Below are 16,919 nucleotides of genomic sequence, written 5' to 3' on the forward strand. Positions count from 1 at the left end.
TGCGGCCCGCCACCAAGGACCAAGATCCTCCGGAATGGCCCGCCATTTCGCCCCGTTCTGATGCCGCCAGAGAATGGCCGAGAGTGTGCGTTGCAGGTCCTGCGGTGGCGTCTTGGCCTTCGGACGGCACGCCTCGACCAGCGGCTCCAGCTCAGACCATTGCGCGTCGCTCAGCATCATCCCTCCTGCCTTGGAGAGACGAAAACGCAAGCCCCGCCAGTCCGTTCAGGCGACGACAGGCCCTAGTCCAGCGGCTCGCACTGGCCGGGCACGTCCTTGGCAAAGGTCTCGCCCTCCTTGAAGGGCGTGTAGGTCTTCTTCTGCGCGTCGGTGAGCCACTCGGCATCCTTCACCGGACCCGTGTAGAGATGACGGATCCAGGCGATGACCTGCAGCATCTCGTCGGGATTGAGATCCTCGTTGTGCGGTCCCATCATGCCGTTGGCGCCGCCCCAGAGGGTCGCGAACAGGCCGACATCGGTCGTGTTCGCCGGGTAGGTCCAGTAATCGTCGTTGAGGCCTGGCCCGACCTTGCCCTCGCCGAGATGGCCGTGGCAGCCGGAGCACGAGGTCAGGAACAGGCTCTCGCCGTTGCGCAGGCAGGACTTGTCGTCGATGTAGAGATTCTTGCCGCTCTGGAAGAAGGTCTTGACCGCCTGCGAGTCCCGCCCGCCCGGCTTGCCCTCGGCCGTGTCCATCGCCTCGCCGGTGATGGTGTTGCGGAAGACGATGCCGGTCTGCGGGCCGGACTGGGGCTGGGCGTGGGCCGCGACGGGCATCGCCGCGGCGAGGGTGAGAAGGGCGACGCGGGCCGAACGTACGATGAGCATCTGTTGAGCGGGTCCTGATGTCCTGATCGATGGCCCGGGCGCGCCGGGCCGGTCTCGGCGGGGCGGCCTCAGTTCGAAGCGACGACCGGCACACCGTCCTGCTTGAGGATCGCGGCGATCGCCGGCCGGGCCTTCTCGATCCCGGCGTCGAGGGCCTTGCGGAGGGCCTCGTCGTCCTTGCGCACGCCCATCGACTGGTCGAAGACCTGCGGGACCTTGCGGCCGTCGCTGCCGACCGTGTCGGCCGGGACCAGCGTCATGCGCAGGGGCGTCGGGGACTCCTTGACGTAGCGGGCCACGTCCGGACCGAAGGCGACGCCGACATCGGCCTTGTCGTTGGCGACCTCGCTGACGATGCGGCCCGGGTCGATCTGGGTGTACTGGTTGCGCGGCGAGCGGAAGTTCACCAGCGAGTAGAGGTAGGCCATGTCCTCCTCGTAGCGGCCGATATCCTTGAGCATCGCCTCGCCGGGGGATCCGAACGGCACCACCATGTGGTCGAGGGTCTTGAGCCGCGGGTCGGACCAGGACTTCACGTCGAGATCCTTGTCGGCGCGCGTGATGAAGACGTAGCCGCTCCGGTAGTACGGCCGGGTGGTCAGCACCCGCGGATCGTCGCTGTCGAGGCCGACGACCACGTCGCAGGTCCGCTTCTCCAGGCCGTCGCGGACGAGGTAGATCGCGGGCTTCGGGAGCCAGACGAAGACGGGCTTCTTCCCCATCGCCTCGGCGACGGCGACCGCGACGCGGTTCTCGAGCCCCGAGCCGTCCCTCATCGAGAGCGGCGGCTGCTTCTCGGAGGCGCAGATCCGCAGGGTCGCCGGGTCGGCCGGCGGCGCGGCCGGGGCCTTGCCGGGCTCCGACTGGATGGCCTGGGCCTCGGATTCCTGCGCCGTCGCTGGCCCGGCGGCCAGGGCGGCGAGCGTCAGGACGGCGGCGAAGCGGGCCGCCAGGATGCGGGCGCACGGGCGCGGCATGGACGTTGATCCCTGTTGTCGCAGCGTTTCTTGTGGCGTGTCCTAGAGGGACGCGGCCGAGAGACGGGGCCGGGTTGGCGGGCATCGCGGTGCACCGCCCGTCCGGATCCGTCCCGACCTCCCGCCGGCCGGTAGGCCGGCAGGAGGTCGGCAGGAGGCGGCGGGCCTCGCTGGGAAGCCTACCGCGCAGGCCTCACTTGGCCGCGTGCTGCGCGTACTCGCCGACGTTCGGGTCGTCGTAGGGACCCTTGCCGTCCAGCGAGAACACCATCACGCCACCGCCCATCTGGGTGTAGTTGGCGAGCTTCTTGAAGGCGCCCACCGCACCGAGACCGGCGGTCGGGTCGGCGAGGTCGAACACCAGGCCCACGCCCGGCCAGCCGCCGACGCCGTAGTAGATGGCGACGTACTGCGTGCCCTTGTGGGTGTAGGTGATCGGGTAGCCGATGGCGCCCGACGGCAGCTTGAACTTCCAGAGGAGGTCGCCGTTGTCGGAGTCGCGCGCCTTGATGAAGCCGTCCAGCGTCCCGTAGAGGACGAGGTCGCCGGCGGTGGCGGTGGTGCCGCCCCAGACCGCGAAGCGCTCCATCTTCTCCCAGTTGAACTTGCCCGTGATGGCGTTGTAGCTCTTGATCTGACCGAGGCCCTCGTAGTTCTGACGGTCACCCTTCGGGCCCGGATACATGTTCAGCGTCGCACCGACGAAGAACTGACCCGCCCGGTAGGGCAGCATGAAGGGCTCCCAATCCATGCAGATGTGGTTGATGCCCATGTAGAAGGCTTGCCGCTTCGGGTCGTAGGAATCGTGGCCCTGGTTGTGGTAGCCCATCGCCGAGGGACAGATGTCCTTGGCCAGGTGGTCCATCCGGGTGCCGTATTCCGGATCGCGCACCGGCGTGCCGGTCTTCAGATCCACCGACTTGAACACGTTGACGGTGTCGTCGATCTTGTTGGCCGAGACCAGCGTGCCGTCCGTCCGGTCGAGGGTGTAGACGATGCCGTTGCGGTCCGGGTGGGTGAGGAGCTTCCTCATCGTCCCGTCCTTGTCCTTCTGGTCGGACAGCATCACCACGTTGACGCCGGCATAGTCCCACTCGTCGTGCGGGGTCTTCTGGTAGCCGAACTTCGCCTCGCCGGTGTCGGCGTCGCGGCCGAAGATCGTCATCGTCCACTTGTTGTCGCCGGGACGCATGGTCTCGTTCCACGGCGCCGGGTTGCCGGTGCCGAAGTAGATCAGGTTGGTGCCCGGATCGTAGGCGTACCAGCCCCAGTTGGTGCCGCCGCCGATCTTCCAGGCGTCACCCTCCCAGGTCGCGGTGCCGAGGCCCTTCTGGCCGTAATGGGCGTTGTGGATGTTGAAGTCCTTGGCGAGCAGCAGGTCCTCGTCCGGGCCGGTGGCGTAGGCGCGCCAGACCTGCGCGCCGGTCTTGACGTCGTAGGCGGTCAGGTAGCCGCGCACGCCGAGCTCGGCGCCCGAGGAGCCGATGATCACCTTGTCCTTCACCACGTAGGGGGCGATCGTGAGGGTCGAGCCGACCTTGATGTCGGAGTTCTCGACCTTCCACACCGTCTCGCCGGTCTGTGCGTTGAGGGCGGCGACGTTGCCGTCGAGCTGGGTCTTGAGGATCAGCGCCGGGGTCTTGCCGTCGCCGGGCCAGTAGGCGAGGCCGCGGTTGACGAGATCGCAGCAGGCCACCGAGCGCGCGGCCGGGTTCTGCTTGGGCTTGTCCTGCCACAGGATCTTGCCCGGATCGTCGAGGCCGAGAGCGAAGGTGTTGTTGGGGAACGAGGTGTGGATGTACATGACGCCGTCGACGACGAGCGGCGCGCCCTCGTGGCCGTTGAGCAGGCCGGTGGAGAACGTCCAGGCCGGCTTGAGCTGCTTGACGTTGCTCTTGTTGATCTGCGTCAGCTCGCTGTAGTTGTTCGAGTCGTAGTTCTTACCGGGCATCAACCAGTTCTCGTCGCTCTTCGATTGCTCGACGAGCTTGTCGTTGGCCTGCGCCACGCCCGCCATGGCGACCGGCGCGAGCGCCATGATCGCCATTGCCGAGACGGAATTCCGGAGCCTGATCATCCTGCGTCTCCTCGCCGGACTGCCACGCCGTTTGGCCTCGCAGTCATGGTGGTGTTCATTCGATGGCGACACGTCTTTCGACGGACTATTCGCATTCAGCGTCGCGATGTCTGGATCGTTTCCAGTATTAACTAAGCTTATGAAAGACTTATTATCGTTTTGCGCCAGTTGATTATTCGCACGGCTCGTAATGCGTGTCTTTGCAAAACGAAACATTTCTTTTCGGGATGATCCGGCAATAGGAAGTCGGACATTTGGTAAGATCAATCGAGTCTTGACCGAAGGCGGATGTCCATCCCAGACAGGCGGGAACGATAGGCGGGCGCGCGGGCACGGAACCGTCGGCCGATCCGCGGCGGGAGGACACGATGGGTCTTGTCATGGGCGGTGCGGCCCGCTCTCTGGCGCTGGCCGCCTGCCTCGTGACGCCGGCCCCGGCGGCCGAGACCGACGGGGGACGACGCCTCGCGGCGCTCTACCCGCAGGACGGCCGTCGCGAACTGACCGGGGCGGACCTAGAGCGCTTTCCCGGCGCGGGGATCCTGTGGTGCCGCCGCCCGGACGGGATCCCCCGGAAGGCTGCCGCCGCCTGGCTGATCGGGAGCCCTTCCCTGGTGCTGACGAACGCGCACAATTTCCGCACGCGCCAGCTGGAGGTCACCCGCGCGGTCGCAGACTGTCACTTCCAGATCGCCGGCCGCAACTACGCCTTCGTGCCGGACGTCCTGGAACTCGGCGTCGAGCCGGAGGCAAGGCGCCTGCACATCACCGACGACTGGGCGCTCCTGCGCCTCGCCGAGCCGGCCGGGGCGCGGCCCCAACCGATCCCGGACCCGCCCGATTTTCCGACCGGCGACTTGGCGCTCCCGGTGACGATGGTTTCCCCGGCGAGCCACGAGAACTACCGCGGTCAGAGCAGCCGGGAATCCTGCACCGTACGGCGGATCGATCTGCCGAGCGAAGGCGCGACCCGCCGTGCCCGCCACGATTGCAACGACGGCTACGGCGGGTCGGGCTCGGGCCTGTTCGACGCGAACGGCCGTCTCCTCGCGATGCAGAGCGCGTCGCTGGCGATGAACCTGCGCCACGCCTTCGACATCGAGTTCCACTACGGCTCGGCCCTGCTGATCGAGGGCCGGCTCCGCGAGGCCCTGAAGGCCCGAGCCCGCGAGTAGCCGTTCCGGGCGGATCTCGTCCTCGGGGGCCTCTGCCGGGGTCGACCCTCCGCCGGCTCCGGGGCCGGCTCCGCTGCAACCCGACGTCGCGCCGCCCGCCCGGATGGACAACCACCACGGCAATGACCTCCAGAGGCCCGGCGCGCACGCGGAACCGGCGAGCGGGCGCGCGCCATACCCAAGCGCGCCTCCGGACCCGACGGCACAGCTTCGGTCCCCCAGGGACGGGACCGGCGGCAACCCCGCCGCGGGCTACGAGGCGGCCCAGGCCAAGGCTAGACTTGCCACGCGGCGGATTACATCGCCACGCAGCCGCCCGCCCGCGGAAAGGCCTCCTTGAAGGCTGAGGTCTCCAAGGTCATCAAGGCCCCTGACGCCCCCATCGAACCGGCCGATGCCGGCGCGATCGTGGACTGCTTGGCGGACGCGTGCTGAAGGCCGGATCGGTCGCGGGAGCGGGCTGCGTCAGCGCAGGGCGAGCGCCTGCGCTGCGTGGGTGGCGACGGCCTGCACGACCGGAAGATCGTAGGCGTAGACCCGCCCGGCCAGGATCGCCAGGGCCAGGGTCCAGAACACCGCGCCTCCGACGCGCCGGGCCGTGCGGTCGCCGGCGGCGTCCGGGCAGGCGCGCGCCACGCCCTCGGTGACGGGCTCGCCGAACGGATCGAAGGCCGTCGATTGGTTTTCGGGGGCGCTGCGCATGACGCTGAATGTCGCCCTCGGCCCGCCCCTCCGCAATGGACGCGTCTTTCGAATTTGCTCCCGCGGGGAGACGCTTGTTCTCTCATTCGCGCGCACGACGAACGGGTTCTTCTCAGAGGGCCGTTCCGACCCCCGGATGTGGCGAATCTTCTTCCGGGGGAGGGGGCGCCGCGCGCGGCTCCGGTTCGGCGGGCGTGAGGTAGGCCATGCGCTCCCGGCGGCCGCGCAGGGGCTCGCGGCTGACCTCGCGCCACGCCGCGGCGGCGGCCCCGGCGGCCCGCAGCGCCGCCTCCGAGGCCAGGATCGGGACGCCGTGGACCTTGGTGGCCTGCTCGAGGCGGGCCGCGACGTTGACGGCATCGCCCAGGACCGTGAACTCGTAGCGCGCCGCCTCGCCGATGATGCCGCAGAACACCGCGCCGTAATGGACGCCGACGCCGATGCGCACGGGCTCCGTCGACGCGCCCCTGTCGGTCCAGCGGGCGATCACGGCCACGAGATCCCGGGCGAAGGCGAGGGCGCGAGCGGCGTCGTCGGGCCGGGGTTCCGGCAGCCCAAACACCACCAGGGCGCCGTCGCCGATGAACTTGTCGACCACGCCACCGCGTAGCCGAGCGAGGCGGGTCACCCGCCGCCGGAAGGCCGACAGGAACTCGGAGAGCCGGTGCGGATCCAGGCTCTCGGCCAGGGTGGTGGAGCCACGCATGTCGATGAACACGATGGCCGCCTGCTGCCGACGGCCGGCCTTCAGGCTCCCGTCGTCGTCGGCGAGCCGCAGGACCAGCTCCTGCGGCAGGAACCGCGACAGGCGGTTGCGCCGCGTGGCCTCGCGCAGGGCCGAGGCAGAGAACAGCACGAACAGGACGGCGAGGGCGCCGATCATGATCCAGATCGCCAGGGCGATCCGCGAGACCGCCGTCTGCCGCCGCTCCATCCGGTCCGCCTCGTGCGTCTCCATGCGCCGCACGAGGTCGCGGATCGCGTCCATCACCTGCTTGCCGCGCCCGTCCGCCACGGAGTCGCGGGCGGCCGTGAGGTCGCCCCTGCGGCTCAGCGCGACGCTGGCGCCGAGTTCGTCGAGCTTCTCGCGGATCAGCTCCGCGAGGGCGTCGAGCTGCACCCGCTGCGCGGCGTCGTCCCGCACCAGCGCGCGCAGCCGGTCGAGCTGGCGGTCGACATTCGCGCGGCCCTCCGTGAAGGGCCGCAGGAAGGCCTCGTCGCCGGTGAGCAGGTAGCCGCGCTGGCCGGTCTCGGCGTCCTGCACGGCCGACAGCACCCGGGCGAGGCGCCCGTCCACCGCCACGGTGTGGCGCACGGCATCGGTGCCGCGCTGCTGGTAGACGAAGGCGCCGAGGGCGATGGCGGTCATCACCAGGATCGTGGCGAACCCCACCGTCATCCAGGTCACGGTGCGCGAGCGCAGCGATCGCTGCACCCGCGCCGCGACGCGCGCCCGGACGGGGCCGCCCTCCGGCGCGGGATCGGCCCGGTCCGGCGCCGGGACGGTCGAGACCGCCATGTCAGACCCCGCCCGCGCCGTGGAGCCGCACCGACCGCCCGGTCCGCGCCCCGCCTTCTTCGGCCCGGCTCCGGCAATCCGCGATGCTCGCCCGGGCCGTGTCGATCGCGACCGAGGCCGCCGACATGGTCCGCGGGTCCGGCTCCCGTTCCCGGGCGTAGCGCACCACGTCCATGGCCAGCGCGTCGACCTCGACGGTGAGCGCCTCGATCGCCGCCGGGTCGCGCAGCGCCCGGGCCTGCCGGGCGATCTCCAGGAGACGGTCCATGATCTCGTCGATGCGCTCCCGGCGCAGGCCGGCGAGGCGCTGCCGAATCCAGGCGAGCATCGAGACGAGGCCGCCCGCCAGCGCGCCCAGGAGATAGAGGGTGTCGCCGTAGCGCTCGATGAAGCCGTGCTGGTCGCGCTCGTAATAGTCGATCGCGCCGGGATGGATCGGGATGCGGGCGCTGGTGGCCGCCACGGTCGTGTCGTAGGCCGGGGCCTGGACGTACTCGGCGGCGTCGGTGGCCTGCGCGGCGGCGCTGCGCTTCTCGAACAGCTGCTGGGTCACGTCGGCCGCGACCACCCGGCTCAGGGAAGCCCGGGCCATCAGCCGGTACGAGGCGCCCACCGTCTTCACGTCGTCGGCCGGCAGCTTCGGGCGGCCGCCGAACAGGCCGCCCGGGACGCTCACCGCCTGGAGCCGCGGGAAGCGCTCGATCACGGCGCCGTCGTCCTCCACGGCGACGAACGCCACCTTGCCGCCGCGGGCGACGCCCTGCACGGCCGCCACCAGGGCGAGCGCCTTCGGCGCGGACGGGGCGATGATGCTGACAAAGGCGTCGATCCGCTTCTCGCGGAAGGCGCCGGCCACCGCCTCCTGGTCGACCGGGACCAGGAGGACCGTCGAATCCCGCGCGGGACCGGCCGCCTCCTCCAGGGTGAGGCCGTAATAGCCGAGGATGTTCCGCAGCAGCCAGAGGTCGGCGTCCCGATGCGCCGCGATGCCGAGCCGCCGGCCGGCGAGCTTCGGGAAGCTCGTGATCCCGGCCTGGTCCGGCGAGGCGATGATCATCGCCTGGTCGCGCAGGATCGCCAGGGTCAGCCCGTTCGTCGGCAGCAGCACGTCGGGACGGACCACCGCGAGGTCGGCCCGGCCGTCCTGAAGGGCGGCGGCGCTCTCGCGCACGTCGTCGAAGGCCAGGATCTTCAGCCGAACGTTCTCGTGCGCCGCATCGAGCGCGTCCGCGTAGGCCTTGATCAGGCCGGGCTCGGTGCCGTCGCGGGGGGCGACCGCGATGGTCAGGATCGTCGCCTGGAGCAGCACCCACGCCGCGATCCCGCCCGCGCCCAGGAGGACGGCGCCCGCCAGGAGGAGCAGGTCCCGGCGCAGCAACCAGGCGGGCAGGCTCCCCATCGTGCCTGCGCCTCAGAACAGCGAGATCAGGACGATGCCGGCCACCATCACGGCGGCGCCGATCAGGCGCGGCGCACCGGCCTTGACCCGCTTCATCCCAAACCAGCCGAAATGGTCCAGCGCCACCGAGGTCAGGAGGTTGGCGGTAATCAGCAGGCCGTTGAAGGCCCCGGCCCCGACCTTGTCGACGAAGAGCAGCCCGGCGAACACCGCCACCGCCCCGGTGATCCCGGCGAGCGGCATCCACCAGCGGACGCCCGCGAGATCCTCCCGGGTCGGCAGTGGCGTCGGCCGCAGCAGGAACACCAGCGCGAACACGAACACGACGGGCACGAACGACACCGTCGCGGCGAGCCAGGGATTCTCCAGGGCGCCCCGCAGCTGGGCGTTCCAGACCACGCCGATCGCCATCAGGGCGCCGGCCACGAGGATGAACGGGTAGAGCAGCTTGCCGGACATGCCGTGGCCCTCCCCGCCGTCGCTCTTGCCCCCGGAGCGCGCGATGAAGGTCACGCCGACCGCCATCAGCAGGCCGCCGAGCCAGGGCATCGGCTTGAAGCCCGCGGCCTGCAGGCCGAACAGGCCGAGGGCGTCCATCGCCAGGGAGGTGAGGATGTTGGCGGTGAGCGTCAGGCCGTTGAACGGGCCGGCGCCGACCTTGTCGATGAAGGCGAGGCCGCCGAACACCGCCACCGCGCCGGCCAGGCCCCCGAGCGGCGCGTACCAGGGCATCTTGCTCAAGCTGTCGAGGCTCGGCAGCGGCGTCGGCATCGTGAAGAACAGCGTCGTGAACACGAAGACGATCGGCAGGAACGACACCGTCGCGGCGAGCCACGGGTTGACGAGCCGGCCGCGCAGCTGCGCGTTCATGGCGTTGCCGATCGCCTGCAGCGCGCCCGCCACCAGGATGAAGGGATAGAGGAGGGCAGCCGTCACGCGCGGGGACCTTGGGTTTCCGGGATCGGATCAGACGAGGAGCAGGCCGGCGAGCGCCAGCACCAGGGCCGGCGGCATCACCAGCAGGCCGAGCTTGAGGAAGGTCCAGGCGCCGACATCCTGGCCCTCGCGGCGGATGGCGGTGAGCCAGAGGATGGTCGCCAGCGAGCCCGTCACCGACAGGTTCGGGCCGAGGTCGACGCCGATCAGGATCGCGCCCGCCACCTTCTCGGGCACGTCGGCGGCCTGCACGGCGGCGCCCGCGATCAGGCCGGCCGGCAGGTTGTTGACGAGGTTGCACAGCACCGCGATCAGGCCGCCCGCCCCCCAGGCGGTGGCCTCCGGGGCGGCGTGCGCGTAGCCCTTGAGGAGGTCCGCCAGCATCGCCAGTACCCCGGTCTTCTCCAGGGCCTCCACCAGCACGAACAGGCCGGCCACCAGCGGCAGCACGCTCCACGATACGTCCTTGGCCACCTCGACGAGGCCGCCGCGCTTGAGCAGCAGCACCACGGCGGTGGTGGCGAGCCCCGCCACGAAGGTCGGCAGGCCGAGGTCGAGCCCCAGCGCCGAGGCCCCGATCAGCACGCCGCCGGTGGCCACGATGCCGATCCCCGCGACGAGACCGGTGCGGGAGAGCGACACGGCCTCGACATCGATGGCAACCTCCTGCCCGCGCAGGGTCTTGCCCTGGGTCACGCGCAGCACCGCGTAGGTCGTGGCGATGGCGAGCAGAGAGGGCAGGGCGAACAGGCAGAGCCAGCGCACCAGCGGCGGCATGTGGGCGGCGAAGACCACGAGGTTCGCCGGGTTCGAGATCGGCAGCACGAAGCTCGCCGCGTTGGCGATGAAGGCGCAGATGAACAGGTAGGGGAGGGGGTTCTTCACCTTGGCGGCCTTGGTGGCCGCGTAGACGGCCGGGGTGAGCACCACCGCGCAGGCGTCGTTCGACAGGAACACCGTGACCACGGTGCCGACGAGGTAGACCAGGGTGAACAGCCGTGTCGCCGAGCCCTTGGCGGCCCGCACCGCGATCGAGGCGAGCCAATCGAATAGGCCCTCCTTCCGCGCCACTTCCGACATCAGCATCATGCCGACGAGGAACAGGTAGACGTCGGTCCCCTTCAGCACGCCCTCCCAGGCGGTGGCGGGGGCGAGCAGCCCGAGGGCGACGAGCGCGCCGGCGCCGAGCACGGCCCAGATTGCCTCCGGCCACGAGAACGGCCGCAGGATGACGCCGAGGGTCGCGAGGGCGGCGATCGCCCAGGTGGCGAGATTGGGAGTCAGCGTCAGCGCGCCCATCGGTTCCGGTGGTCCTCTGGTGGGGTGGATCGTGCGGTGCGGTGTGCAGCGTTCGGGTGGGGCCGGCTACCAGTCCCGGCCGTTGCGGTTCGGGCCGAGCTGATCCCCCCGGAGGCCCTTCTCGGGCCACGCGGAGAGCCGGTGCGCGTCGCTGCCGGGGCGGTCGTGGACGGGCGGTGGCGCGAAGTTCAGGCCCACCGGCTCGATCACCTCGGTGTCGGCGTTGCCGGTGCCGTCCGTGACCGTCACGGCGAGACGGCGCGCGCCCTCCCGCCACGGGATCCGGGCGTGGACCGTGCGGGGGCCGTCGGGCACCATCGGGTGGGACGGCCCGCAATCGACCCGCAGGTGGCAGCGCCAGTCGGCCTGCGGCCGGTCCGACAGCACGAGGGCGCGCACCGTGATCGTGCCGTCGGGGGCGTCGAGGGGGGCGGTGGCGAGGCGCCGGTCGGCGGGGCTCGTGACCATCACGAAGGGCCGTGCCCGGTCGAGGGGCTTGAAGCGCCAGCTCGTCGCGGGTCCGTCGATCGCCGCGACCGCGTAGCCGACCGCGCCGTCCTCGTTCTGCCCGACCGAGCGGGCCGCCGCGTAGAGAGTGCGGCCGTCCGGCGCGAGTTCGTTGTAGTGGGTGTGGCCCATCTCCACGAGGCGCACGCCGTGATGGCGGATCAGGCCGGAGAGCGCCTCGCGCTCGTCGGGCACGCGGAGGTCGTCCGGGTAGGTGTGGGCGAAGACCGCGCAGGGCAGTTCCCGGTCGTCGGCTTGGGCCAGCTCCTCGGCGAGCCACGCGAGCTGGCGCGGACCGAGGCGGAAATCGAGGCCGAACCCCTTCTCGCCGTAGCCGGCGCTGATCATGTCGAGGAACAGGCAGCGCACGCCCGCGATGGTCTCGGCGTAGTAGGTCTGCGTCACGGGGGCCGGGTCGCGCGGGCGCGGCAGGTCGTGCCGGCGCGCCGCGTGGCCGCCGCCGCGGGGGCTGGCGGCGATGTCGGCGAACAGGGCGTCGAACGCCGTCATCGTGCCGTATTGGCGGTCGTGATCCCCGGCGATCAGGCGCACCGGCAGGTCCGGGTGCCGGTCCAGGGCCTCGCGCAGGATCGCATATTGCTCCGCCAGCCCGTCCTCGGCGAGGTCGCCGGGCAGATAGGCGAAGTCGAGGAGGCCGTTCCCGTGCAGCCCCGCCACCTCCGCGAGGATCGCCCGCAGGTCGGCGGCATGGGGGTCGGCGGCCCGCTCCAGATGGAGGTCGCCGATATGCGCGAACGCGAACACGCCGTGCCCGCCGATCATGGCGCGCACACGCCGCCGGTGCCGGACGCGGCCGGACGCCTCACGCGCAATCTGCGGTTCCCTGCCGCCATCGTGCCCCCTCCGGACAGACCGGTCCGCCCCCCGGCCGGGAATCGGCCACGGTGGTCGCGACCCGCCCGACGTTTCGGAGACGGCCGAGTTCCGGCCTCGGGACCATGCACGCGGCGGCGGGACCCTACATTTGCGTGATCACCGGCCGAGGCGCGGCCGAAGGGCCTGAAGTGTCGTGAATGCAGACACTTGGTGTCTTCTCCGCCGACAGATCGACCCAGGGCGGCCGAGATTCCCCGCGGCCATCGAGACGCGTCGGGCCGGGTTCGGCACGCGCGGCGGTCCGGGCCGGACCGATCGCGGTCCGGGACGTCGTGGCCCTCGAACCGCACGTCCACGGCGGCGGCGCCCCGCGCAGCCGATCCGGTCCGGAAGCGCCGCGCGCACCGCGCGCAGCATTCGCGTCTCCGTTGCCCGGCTGGATGGAGAGCGTTCATGTCGTGAAAGGACAATCTTTGGAATTACGGAGTGGGTCGATCCGATCTAAATCTGATCGAAGACGATCATCCGGGCAAAACGGTCCCTGCCGATCCCAGGTATAGATCCCGCGTGCCGTGCGGATGCGGATCAATACATCGCGGTCGGCAGCCGGGATTGCCCGTTGCCATCCGAATCCTGCCCGTCCGAGTCCTTCCTGCCTGAGTCCTGCCCGATGAAGTTCCTGCCTCTCCTCGCCGTCGCGGCGCTCGCCCTCGGCACATGGCCGGCCCGGGCGGAGACTCTCCGCATCGGCGTCGTTCCGGGTGCCTACGGCGATGCCGCCACCGTGGCGGCCCAGGAAGCCAAGGCGGAAGGGCTCGACGTCCAGGTCGTCGAGTTCAGCGACTGGACGACGCCGAACGTCGCGCTGGATGCCGGCGACATCGACGTGAACTTCTTCCAGCACCGCCCTTTCATGGAGAACGCGGCCAAGCAGAAGGGCTACGCGTTCGAGGTCGTCGGGCAGGGGATCCTGTCCAATATCGGCCTGTACTCGCTGAAGCATAAGAGCTTCGCCGAGATCCCCGCGGGCGGCTCGGTGGCGATCGCCAACGACCCGGTCAACCAGGGCCGCGGTCTGCTGCTCCTCCGGAAGGCCGGCCTGATCACGCTGAAGGACGGCGTCGGCTTCCTCGGGACCCTCGACGACATCGTCGAGAACCCGAAGACGCTGAGATTCACCGAGGTCGAAGGGCCACAACTCGTACGGATCACCGGCGACGTCGACCTCGCCCTGGGGTACCCGCACTTCATCGTGGCGGCGGGCAGCTTCGATCCGACCAGCGGGCTGATCTATTCCGGCATCGAGGACAGGCGCTTCGCCGTCGGCTTCGTCACCAAGGCATCCCGCAGGGACGACCCGGCCATCCGCAAGTTCGTGACGCTGTTCCAGAACTCGGACGCCGTGAAGCGGCAGATCCGCAAGTCCTTCGCCAACAGCGACAAGCTCTACCTCCTGGCGTGGCAGAACTGATGGTCGGCCTCGTCTTCGACAGCCTGCGCGATCCGGGCAGGCCGGTCACGGCCGGACGGCGGGATCCGGGCGCCGCGGCGACCGCCCAAGCCCCGGCTACTGACCAAGCCCCGGCCGGCGCGCCCGGCCGGGAAGCCGGAACGGTGCGGTTCGAGTCCGTCTCGAAGACTTACCTGTCCGCCGCCGGACCGGTGCAGGCGCTCGACCGGGTCGACCTCGCCATTCCGGCCGGAGCGATCTTCGGCATCATCGGCCGCTCGGGGGCGGGCAAGTCGAGCCTCCTGCGCACGGTCAACCGGCTGGAGACACCGACCTCGGGCCGGGTGCTGGTCGACGGCGCCCCCGTCGACGCCCTCGGCACAGACGGACTCGTCGCCCTGCGCCGGCGGATCGGCATGATCTTCCAGCACTTCAACCTGCTGGCGGCCAAGACCGTGCGGCAGAACGTGGCCCTGCCGCTGAAAGTCGCCGGCGTATCCAGGGCCGAGATCGGCCGCCGGGTCGAGGAGGCGCTGCGCCTCGTCGGTCTGGAGGGCAAGGCCGCCACCTACCCGTCGCGGCTCTCCGGCGGGCAGAAGCAGCGGGTCGGCATCGCCCGGGCGCTCGTGAGCGATCCGGAGATCCTGCTCTGCGACGAGGCGACCTCCGCCCTCGACCCGGAAACGACGCTGGCGATCCTCGACCTGCTGCGGGACATCAACCGGCGGCTCGGCATCACGATCATCCTGATCACCCACGAGATGAGCGTGATCCGCGAGATCTGCAGCGACGTGGTGGTGCTGGAACGGGGCCGGGTGGTGGAGACCGGGCCGGTCTGGCGCGTCTTCGGGGCGCCTGAGCACCCGACCACCCGGGCGCTGCTCGAACCCCTGACCCGCGGCCTGCCGCCGGATCTGTCGGCCCGGCTGCAGCCGCTGCCGACGCCCGGCGGGTCCGCCATCCTGCGCATCGCCTATGCTGGGCAGGGGGCGCCGGATCTCGCCGGCCTCGCGGCGGCGGCGGGCACGCCGGTGCGTCTGCTCCAGGCCGGCATCGAGCGGATCCAGGGCCACGCGGTCGGCCGGATGCTGGTCGCCGTTCCGGGCGCGGATCCGGACGTGGAGGCGCGCCTGCGGGCACTCGGCGGGGCCGTCGAGAGGCTCGGCTACCTCGGCGCGGAATCGGAGGCGGGGTGAGGCGATGAGGGGACGCCGTCACCGCGGAACCCGGCAGACGATCCGCCGCGCGGGCGGTTCCCCCGCGAACCCACCGACCCGGAGCCCCGCATGACCCCGCAGATGATCGACCGCCTCGTACAGGCCTTCCTCGACACCGCGCTCATGGTCGGCGTCTCGGCCGGGATCGCCGTCCTCGCCGGCATTCCCCTGGCGCTGTTCCTGGTGACGTCCGGACCCGGCGGCATCTTCCCGGCGCCGACGGCCAACCGGGTGGTCGGGGCCGTGGTCAACGGCTTCCGGGCCGTGCCGTTCATCGTGCTGCTGGTGGCCCTGATCCCGTTCACCCGGCTGGTGGCCGGCACCACCATCGGTGTCTGGGCGGCGGTCGTGCCTCTCTCGGTGAGCGCCACGCCCTTCTTCGCCCGGATCGCCGAGGTCTCGCTGCGGGAGGTGGATGCCGGCCTGATCGAGGCCGCCCAATCCATCGGCTGCCGACGCCGGCACATCCTGGCCCACGTGCTCCTGCCCGAGGCGCTGCCGGGCATCGTAGCCGGCTTCACCATCACGGTGGTGTCGATGATCGGCGCCTCCGCGATGGCCGGGGCGGTGGGCGCGGGCGGTCTTGGCGACGTCGCCATCCGGTACGGCTACCAGCGCTTCGACACAACCGTGATGATGGTGGTGATCGCGATCCTGATCGTCCTCGTCTGCCTGGTCCAGTTCGCGGGCGACACCGCGGTGCGGCGCCTCCGGGCGCGCTGACGGATTCCTTCGGAGCGATCCCGGCATGTCTCTGCACCTGGACGACCCCGTCGCCGAATCCGCCGGCGACCCGCTGCCCCCGCCGCCGTCGCCTCCGCACCGGATCGGATCCGACGCCGAGGCGATCACGGCCGCCCGCACCGTGGCCCGGATCTTCGCGGCGGGTGCGGCCGAGCGCGACCGCGACCGGCGCCTGCCCTGGGCCGAGATCGCGGCGTTCACGGAAAGCGGCCTCGGCGGCATCACGGTACCGCGCGCCCATGGCGGCGCCGAGGTCTCGTACGCGACCCTCGCGGAGGTCTTCGCGATCCTCGCCGCCGCCGACGGCTCCGCGGCGCAGATCCCCCAGAACCAGGTCGGCGTCCTGGCGCTGGTCGCGGTCGCGGCCAGCCCCGCCCAGCAGGCGCGGATCTACCGCGACGTCCTCGCCGGCCATCGGATCGGCAATGCAGGCCCCGCCCGCAACGGCAAGGCGATCACCCATGTGGAGACGCGGCTGACGTCCGGGCCGGCCGGACCGCGCCTCAGCGGCACCCGCTTCTATTCCACCGGCGCCCTCTTCGCCCACTGGATCCCGACCCGGGCGGTCGGCCCCGACGGAGGGCCGCTGCTGGTCTTCGTGCGCCGGGACGCCCCGGGGGTGCGGGTCGTGGACGACTGGCAGGGCTTCGGCCAGCGCACCACGGCGAGCGGCAGCGTGATATTCGAGGACGCCCCGGTCGATGAGGACCTGACGATCGACCTCGCGCCCCTGGCCGGGCGCCCGGGCCTGTTCGGGCCGGCCTCGCAGCTGATCCACGCGGCGATCGACGCCGGCCTCGCCCGGGGCGCGACCGCCGCCGCCCTCGACTTCCTGCGCACCCGCACGCGGCCCTACCCATTCACCGCCGAGACCGTCGCGGAGGATCCCCACATCCTCGGCGAGGTCGGGCGGCTCACGGTCGACCTGCACGCCGCCGAGGCGGTCCTGGACCGGGCCGGCCGGGTGCTGGACCGGATCGCGGCGGCCCCCGTCACGGCCCAGAGCGCGGCCGAGGCCTCGGTGGCGGTGGCGCAGGCCAAGATCCTCACCACCGAGGCCGCCCTGGACGCCTCCGAGCGGCTGCTCGAACTCGCCGGCGCCTCGGCGACCCGCGCGGGGTACAATCTCGGCCGGTTCTGGCGCGACGCCCGGGTCCACACCCTGCACGACCCCGTGCGCTGGAAGTACCATCTTCTCGGGAACCACGCCCTGAACGGCGTGCTGCCCGCCCGGCACCAGTGGAACTGAG

Annotated in this window: 15 protein-coding genes; 5 read left to right on the forward strand and 10 right to left on the reverse strand. The window is 71.1% G+C overall.

What is annotated here, in order from left to right; all coding sequences use genetic code 11:
• The 4 genes from ACXJKQ_RS24115 to ACXJKQ_RS24130 form a co-directional block, all read right to left on the reverse strand.
• On the reverse strand, positions 1-177 hold a 177-nt coding region (locus ACXJKQ_RS24115), incomplete at its 3' end, for a transposase (RefSeq protein WP_457107571.1).
• A 65-nt stretch (positions 178-242) separates the two neighbouring features.
• Positions 243-830: a cytochrome c(L), periplasmic gene (gene moxG, locus ACXJKQ_RS24120; RefSeq protein WP_457108226.1), complete on the reverse strand. Its 588-nt coding sequence runs from the start codon at positions 828-830 to the stop codon at positions 243-245.
• Positions 831-898: 68 nt separating this feature from the next.
• On the reverse strand, positions 899-1,807 hold the full coding sequence (gene moxJ, locus ACXJKQ_RS24125; RefSeq protein ID WP_457108227.1) for a methanol oxidation system protein MoxJ: 909 nt from the start codon (positions 1,805-1,807) through the stop codon (positions 899-901).
• A gap of 193 nt (positions 1,808-2,000) precedes the next feature.
• Positions 2,001-3,884 carry a methanol/ethanol family PQQ-dependent dehydrogenase gene (locus ACXJKQ_RS24130; RefSeq protein ID WP_457108228.1) on the reverse strand — a complete coding sequence of 628 codons (1,884 nt, stop codon included), beginning with the start codon at positions 3,882-3,884 and terminating at the stop codon, positions 2,001-2,003.
• A 368-nt stretch (positions 3,885-4,252) separates the two neighbouring features.
• Between ACXJKQ_RS24130 and ACXJKQ_RS24135 the strand changes: the two genes are divergently transcribed.
• Positions 4,253-5,059, forward strand: coding sequence for a trypsin-like serine peptidase (locus ACXJKQ_RS24135; protein ID WP_457108229.1), 807 nt, complete (start codon positions 4,253-4,255; stop codon positions 5,057-5,059).
• Between the two features lie 465 nt (positions 5,060-5,524).
• On the opposite strand, the gene ACXJKQ_RS24140 is transcribed toward ACXJKQ_RS24135, so the two are convergent.
• The 6 genes from ACXJKQ_RS24140 to ACXJKQ_RS24165 all read right to left on the reverse strand — a co-directional run bounded on the left by ACXJKQ_RS24140 (position 5,525) and on the right by ACXJKQ_RS24165 (position 12,204).
• Positions 5,525-5,761 (reverse strand): hypothetical protein, encoded by a 237-nt coding sequence (locus ACXJKQ_RS24140; protein ID WP_457108230.1) that lies wholly within the window; start codon positions 5,759-5,761, stop codon positions 5,525-5,527.
• Between the two features lie 112 nt (positions 5,762-5,873).
• The gene (locus ACXJKQ_RS24145; protein WP_457108231.1) at positions 5,874-7,280 is read right to left on the reverse strand and encodes a CHASE3 domain-containing protein; all 1,407 of its coding nucleotides are present in this window, start codon (positions 7,278-7,280) and stop codon (positions 5,874-5,876) included.
• Position 7,281: 1 nt separating this feature from the next.
• The gene (locus ACXJKQ_RS24150; RefSeq protein ID WP_457108232.1) at positions 7,282-8,679 is read right to left on the reverse strand and encodes a TAXI family TRAP transporter solute-binding subunit; all 1,398 of its coding nucleotides are present in this window, start codon (positions 8,677-8,679) and stop codon (positions 7,282-7,284) included.
• Between the two features lie 12 nt (positions 8,680-8,691).
• Positions 8,692-9,615, reverse strand: a complete 924-nt coding sequence (locus tag ACXJKQ_RS24155; protein WP_457108233.1) for a DMT family transporter — start codon at positions 9,613-9,615, stop codon at positions 8,692-8,694.
• A gap of 30 nt (positions 9,616-9,645) precedes the next feature.
• On the reverse strand, positions 9,646-10,914 hold the full coding sequence (locus ACXJKQ_RS24160) for an arsenic transporter (RefSeq protein ID WP_457108234.1): 1,269 nt from the start codon (positions 10,912-10,914) through the stop codon (positions 9,646-9,648).
• 66 nt (positions 10,915-10,980) lie between these two features.
• The gene (locus tag ACXJKQ_RS24165; protein WP_457108235.1) at positions 10,981-12,204 is read right to left on the reverse strand and encodes a metallophosphoesterase family protein; all 1,224 of its coding nucleotides are present in this window, start codon (positions 12,202-12,204) and stop codon (positions 10,981-10,983) included.
• Positions 12,205-12,928: 724 nt separating this feature from the next.
• Between ACXJKQ_RS24165 and ACXJKQ_RS24170 the strand changes: the two genes are divergently transcribed.
• The 4 genes from ACXJKQ_RS24170 to ACXJKQ_RS24185 all read left to right on the forward strand — a co-directional run bounded on the left by ACXJKQ_RS24170 (position 12,929) and on the right by ACXJKQ_RS24185 (position 16,918).
• Positions 12,929-13,729 carry a MetQ/NlpA family ABC transporter substrate-binding protein gene (locus tag ACXJKQ_RS24170; RefSeq protein WP_457108236.1) on the forward strand — a complete coding sequence of 267 codons (801 nt, stop codon included), beginning with the start codon at positions 12,929-12,931 and terminating at the stop codon, positions 13,727-13,729.
• Positions 13,729-14,904: a methionine ABC transporter ATP-binding protein gene (locus ACXJKQ_RS24175; protein ID WP_457108237.1), complete on the forward strand. Its 1,176-nt coding sequence runs from the start codon at positions 13,729-13,731 to the stop codon at positions 14,902-14,904. The genes ACXJKQ_RS24170 and ACXJKQ_RS24175 overlap by 1 nt, the downstream gene beginning before the upstream one ends.
• A gap of 90 nt (positions 14,905-14,994) precedes the next feature.
• A complete protein-coding gene (locus ACXJKQ_RS24180; protein WP_457108238.1) occupies positions 14,995-15,648 on the forward strand; it encodes a methionine ABC transporter permease in 654 nt (217 codons plus the stop codon).
• A 25-nt stretch (positions 15,649-15,673) separates the two neighbouring features.
• Positions 15,674-16,918: an SfnB family sulfur acquisition oxidoreductase gene (locus ACXJKQ_RS24185; RefSeq protein ID WP_457108239.1), complete on the forward strand. Its 1,245-nt coding sequence runs from the start codon at positions 15,674-15,676 to the stop codon at positions 16,916-16,918.
• Position 16,919 lies beyond the last annotated feature (1 nt).

The sequence above is a fragment of the Methylobacterium sp. P5_C11 genome, assembly GCF_054049775.1.